5 protein-coding genes and 1 other annotated feature are annotated in these 6328 nt (G+C 26.0%); all 5 genes read right to left on the bottom strand.

All coding sequences use genetic code 11. The features are described 5' to 3' along the window. Positions 1 to 200, bottom strand: a 200-nt coding sequence (locus DWW96_RS07100; RefSeq protein WP_147339816.1) for a class I tRNA ligase family protein, incomplete at its 3' end; no start/stop codon positions are given. 81 nt (positions 201 to 281) lie between these two features. Next, positions 282 to 482: a binding site (T-box leader), on the bottom strand. 60 nt (positions 483 to 542) lie between these two features. After that, complete coding sequence (locus tag DWW96_RS07095; RefSeq protein ID WP_158562660.1) at positions 543 to 1433, bottom strand: glycosyltransferase family 2 protein; 891 nt, start codon at positions 1431 to 1433, stop codon at positions 543 to 545. A gap of 32 nt (positions 1434 to 1465) precedes the next feature. Next, on the bottom strand, positions 1466 to 2665 hold the full coding sequence (locus DWW96_RS07090; protein WP_117909941.1) for a glycoside hydrolase family 2 TIM barrel-domain containing protein: 1200 nt from the start codon (positions 2663 to 2665) through the stop codon (positions 1466 to 1468). Between the two features lie 34 nt (positions 2666 to 2699). Continuing rightward, positions 2700 to 4493: an ABC transporter ATP-binding protein gene (locus DWW96_RS07085; protein WP_117909940.1), complete on the bottom strand. Its 1794-nt coding sequence runs from the start codon at positions 4491 to 4493 to the stop codon at positions 2700 to 2702. Between the two features lies 1 nt (position 4494). Further along, the gene (locus tag DWW96_RS07080) at positions 4495 to 6315 is read right to left on the bottom strand and encodes an ABC transporter ATP-binding protein (protein WP_117909939.1); all 1821 of its coding nucleotides are present in this window, start codon (positions 6313 to 6315) and stop codon (positions 4495 to 4497) included. Between the last annotated feature and the right edge of the window lie 13 nt (positions 6316 to 6328).

The following is a 6328-nucleotide window of genomic DNA, read 5'->3' as shown; positions in this document are numbered from 1 at the left end:
CTAATTAAAATATCCTGCATTGTATTGTCAAGGGCATGTCCCATATGAAGCTGTCCAGTAATATTTGGAGGTGGCATAACAATAGTAAATGGTTTCTTACTTCTGTCTACTTCTGCATGGAAATATTTCTTTTCCTGCCACTTACTGTACAATCTGTCTTCAATTTCTGCGGGATTATAATTTTTTTCAATTTTTTTCATCTTTCTTCTCTCCTTTATAAAAACAAAAACAGTCATACTTTGTGAATCAGCACGACTGTTTATTATCTTACGCTGGTACCATCAAAGGGCGAAAATCCCGCGGTACCACCTTTTATTTTACTTATCATATCCTATAACGGGGACGAACCGGTATATACTACTATTCCATTTCACATATACAACTCCAAAGCTACTTCTGAATTTATTATCTAAGACTATTTCCAGCTACCAAGTCCTCTCTGTTAGTTTTACATTCATACTTCTCTTTCTCATCGTCTTTATCTAAAACTCTATTTATATTAAGTTAAATTACCATATACTAAATTAAAAGTCAAATTATATTTAGGGAATACTATCACCAATATCATTATTATTAAAAACATTATATTTTCTATTTGCTACTATAGCTTTAGCTATATCTAGATTAAATTGTGCTGTATATAATAAATCAATTAACCTACTTGGCTTTGCATTCGCTATAATTTGTGTTAATACATCATAGTCTTTTTTTCCATAAAAACATTCAAAAAAATATGGATATAACATTATTGTCTTTTTTATCATCTCCTTTTCATTCACTTCTATTTGCGAAATTCTTTTATCATTATGAATCCTATACATATATGATGTCATATTTATAAATCCTATTTCTATTTTTTTCCCTTGTCTAATTCTTCCATCTAATAAGGCAACTCCAAACGACCAATCTTGCCACTTGACTATTTCTTTTGCATAACCATTTGCAATAATTCCATCCTCTTTTCTATAAATTATAGACGTTTGAACATGATGTTTATTTGCTATCATTTTTGCATTTATGGGATATGCAGAAATAGTATATCCTGTAAATGCACCAAACATTTCAACCAGCCCATGTACAAAAGCAATGTCTTCATTTTTCTCCATTAAATTTATTGCCTTATCTATAAAATTATTTCTTGTATCTCCTTTTGCAACTATATCATCTGCATCAAGCGGAAAAATGTACTTATATTTTGCTTTATTTAATCCAATATTTCTAGCCGTCTGCACTCCACAATTATATTTATTAAAAATCACTTCAACATTTTTTGACCTTATATTTTTTAGCCAACTAGTACATTCTGACTTATCATCTATAATTAAAATCTCATATGGATTTTTACACTGAATATTTTCAATTGACTCTATAAGTTCTTTAATATAACACCCATTATTGTAACAAGGTACTATAATACTTATTCCTACCTTCATAATCCTTTTCTCCATTTTTTATCATCATACATTTATGTAACCTTAAAAGGTACGTTTGCAGTTCCTACAAAACCATTTTCATTTAGCACATACACCAATAGTCGATATTCACCACTTTTATTTATCCCTTTCATTCTAAATTTTTTACTATTTATCCTATTTTTTTCAACTGTTTTTGGTCTTATTGCATTTTCTCCAGCAATACCATGCTCTTTTTCCTCTTCTTGAACTTCCACTAGTAATGATAATTTTTTTACTTTTTTTGTTAAAACAATTTCTACATCATATTCCTCATTCGAAACAATCTTTATGTTTTCTTTACCATACTTTCCGTTAATTTTAATCTCACTAATATCTAATATCTCAGGCATTTTATTATTTTTCCATAAACATTCCATTAGCTTAACTACGGCAAATGGTTCTCCATTCAAATTTCCTTTTCCATCCCATTCCGCAAACATACTATACCACGTAGGCGTAATTTCTTGTTTTTGTCCCCAAAAAAATACATAAGATCCCAATATTACATTACTATTTTTTACTATGTATTCATAACTTTTCTCATATAATTTTACTCTTTCCATACCTGTAGGTTCTATAGGTGCTTCCCATTCTGTTTTTTCGGACTCCCAATGTCCTATCGTTCCCCATTCAGTAATTATAATTGGTCCTGAATATAAACTTTGTTCATAATTTTCGATAATTTTATTAAAATATTTTGCATAAGCATTAATTCCAACTATATCAATACTATGACAATATTTACTAATAGAATTTAAGGACTTCTTATCAGCCCAGGCAATAATTGTTGCAACTGGATGTAATTTATCTATTTTTTTAATCATATCTGCAAGCTCTTCTATAAATTTCCATGCTTCTTTTGATGTTTTTCCTAAATTTACTTCATTTCCCAAATTCCATAAAAGTACTGCTTTATGTTTGCAAAATTTTTTTACAAAGCGCCTTATCTCTTCTTTTTTCTTATCTTTATAGTTCTCACTGAAATAACATTTATCTTCTTTTTCTAATTCGAATGTAAGCATAACTTTCATATTGTATTGCAATGCCTTTTCCAAAATTTTTTCACCATTTTCGCAACTCCATGTTCTGATTGAATTGGCCCCTAATTTAGCAGCCAGCTCAATATTAGAAGCTCCACCTACTCCTTTAATAAAAAATGGTTTGTTATCAACATATAATTTATATTTCTCTCTTTTTTTAATTTCTATCATCTTTCTCTCTTATCTATATTTACTATTTTATAGTCTATTGATAATAATTTGATTGCATTAGATACATTTTTTTGTATTTCCCATTTTCTATATCCATTAATTCTCTATGAGTTCCATTTTCTATAATCCTCCCTTCTTCAAAAACAATTATTTCATCACAAAATTTGCACGATGATAATCGATGCGAAATAAATATTGTCGTTATATTTTTAGTTAAATTATTAAATTTTTGATATAACTCACTTTCGGAAATTGAATCTATTGCCGATGTTGGCTCATCCATAATAAGCAATGTTGAATTTTTATATAACGCCCTTGCAATTGCTATTTTTTGTTCTTCTCCATGGGAAAATTCTATTCCATCATCGTCAAAGTATTTGAAAATATAAGTATTGTATTTCTTCTTATATTTTTTTATTTTTTCGTCCATATCCACTTTTTCTATTACATTTTCTAACCTAATGTCATTAATATTGTCAAATGTAATATTCTCCTTTATTGTAAATGCCAATAATTGAAAATCCTGAAAAATTGCTCCTATTTTTTTTACATATTCTGAATAATCGTATTTATTTATATCAATTCCATTTAATAAAATTTTTCCTTTCGTTGCTTTATAAAATCTACAAATTAATTTTACTAAAGTTGTTTTTCCTGCTCCATTTACCCCCACAACAGCTATTTTTTTTCCATTCTCTATTTTCATACTAATATTTTTTAAAACATAACTTTTTTCATTAGGATACTTAAAACTAACATTAACAAATTCTAATTCAAATTTACTATTAGATATATTTTTCACCCCACCTCGTTCTTCATATTTAACATTTTCAATGAATTCTTTGTATTTATTTAAATAAAAAATATTTTTATCTATAAGAATTGCATTACTAATTATATCTTTAAAAGCTTGTGAAAACGTAAATAATGCTTCTATTACCATTAACATTTGCCCAATTTTCATTTTTTTTCTTATCACGCTAAAAGTCAAATACATATAAGAATATACATTCAACAAAACATTTACTAAAACACTAACAAAACTTAATTTACTTATCTCTTTACAACACTTTCTTTCATCATTTGTTAGTATTTTTTCTAATTTTTCTATTTCCTTTAAAATCATTGGTTGTGCATTAAACAAACGTATCTCTTTTCCATATTTAACATCCACCAATTCATTCGTCAAATAGTCAAATTTTCTACTTTGATTTATATTTTTATCAAAATATTTTTTTTCTATTTTGCAAATAATTTCATTTATTATTGATACAGCAATAATATTTATGACGAAAAAAATTATCATTGAAGTGGAATACTTTATTACAATAAATGTAACTTCTAATGCTATTAATAAATTTGAACTAATCAATATTAAATTATCCATAATACCCTGAAGTCCGTTTGCAACTTCTATTCCTTTTTCCGCCTGCTTACATTTATCTAAAAAATCTGAATTTTCAAGCTGTCTAAACTCAATACTTCTTGTAACTTTATTTATTTCTAAGTTGAATTTTTTAATATATATGTCATTTATTTTATTTCTATTCTCAATTACCCATTTTTTTGCAATATTGTATCCAAAATTGTTAGATATTACTAATAGGATAACAATTGCCACTGCATTTAAGCTTTTCTTATTTTGTATTATCGATACTATCCATAATGGTGCAAATATATTTATTACTGGGAAAAAAATATTTAATATTATCTCAAATAACGAATAAAAGAAATAAGAAAATTTTATTTTATACGTTTTCTTAAAAAAATAGCTAATTACTGATAGAGTGTTATATTCCTTTTTTTTATGAAGTATGTATTTATTCACATTAATCACCTTTTTTTCTATAATATTTTGCCTGCGAATCAAATAATTGAAAATATTTTCCTTTTGCCAACATCAAATTTTCATGTGTCCCACGTTCAATAATTTTTCCATCGTGTATAACAATAATTTCATCACAAAATTTTACACTCAACAAACGATGTGTAATAAATAAAGATGTTCTTCCATTTACAATTTCATTAAATTTTTTATATAAATTTAATTCTGACATTATATCCATTGCTGCAGTTGGCTCATCAAGAACTAGAATTTTTGCACTATCTTTATAAGCAACACGAGCAAATGATAGTTTTTGATTTTCTCCTCCCGATAATTCTATACCCTCTTTATTAATTTTTTTGAGAAGCTGGGTATCTATTCCCTTATATTTATTCAATTTGTTTAGTAAATTAACCATTTTTAATGTAGACTTTACTTTTTTCCTGTCAATTTCATTATTCATAGCTACATTATTTTTCACATCCATCGCAAAGCACTCTATATTTTGAAACATAGGAGCAAATAATGTATAATATGTATTTCTATCAAATTTTTGAATATCATACCCATTCAATTTAATCTTCCCTTTATCTGGTATATATAATCTCATTATTAATTTAACTAATGTCGATTTTCCCATACCGTTTATTCCCACAATAGCTAATTTGCATCCAGACTTAATTTTCATTGATAGATTGTCAAATATTTTTTTACTGTTCTTTGTATACGCAAAACTCACGTTTTCTAGCTCGAAATCATATTTTTTAAAAGAATTAAATAATTTAATTGTTTCTTCTTTCGACATCACATATTTGTTAGTATTTTGTTCATCTATTTCCAAAAAATTATGTATATCATTAATTTGCATTAACTGCGATTTAACAATAGTAAAGATGAAAAAAAAGGTTTGATTTGAAGAAAAAAATGTTTTAATTATTCCCCAAAAAAAAGTAAATTGAGATATTGTAATATTATTAACAATTATTCCTATAAACAGACCACTATATATAAATATTTGTTGAATCATAATACATATCTGTAACAAACTATTACATTTTATCCACCTATTAAAATGATTAACTTTTACATTATGACTTTTTTTACTAATATTATCTTGCTTTTTTTCTAATAATTTTTGAATGCTATATAATCTTATGTCTTTCGCATATATATAATCTTTAGAAACAAATGATAAATATGTTAATTTTCTATTTATTGGAGCAACTTTCTTCCAATATTCTTCTGTATCTCTTTTTTCAGTTATATTTAAAATCTTAATACAAATGACTGATAGAATAAAAATGCAAACTACATTAAAGCCACAAATTTTTATCAAATTATATATGGAAATCATTAAAACTGCAGCATTAATTAATAATAATCTTACATTGCTCAAAAAACCTATTATGCCTTCATTTGAACTATTAGTTGCTCTTTCTACTCTATCCTTTAAATTTAATATTTCAGAATTTTGATAATAATCATAATTCCAATTCATAGTTTTTTTTACGCGGAGAACAATAATTTTTTTTCTACTTTTTTCCAATCTCCAACGTATTTCTTTTTCCGTAAAATTCGCTACAATTAACAAAATTCCCCAAATCATAAAAGCTACAACAATTTTAATAAATGTTTGTTGAGCATTGTTTTCTATAAATTCAACAACCCATTTTGGAATATAAACAAACAAAATGCTAGTAGTTATCACACACAATATGTTTAATACTTCACATATAAGCAATTTCTTATTCCACTTAATTAATAATTTTAAAACATAAAAAAAATTGTCTAACATTCCATAGTTTTTGTATCTCCAATTATACATTTAATCCCTCTTA

The sequence above is a fragment of the Eubacterium sp. AF17-7 genome (assembly GCF_003461285.1).
In the GTDB taxonomy this organism is placed as follows: Bacteria; Bacillota; Clostridia; order Lachnospirales; family Lachnospiraceae; genus Eubacterium_U; species Eubacterium_U album.
Note: the sequence above shows the minus strand (reverse complement) of the source record. Positions and strands in the feature narration are given on the sequence as shown.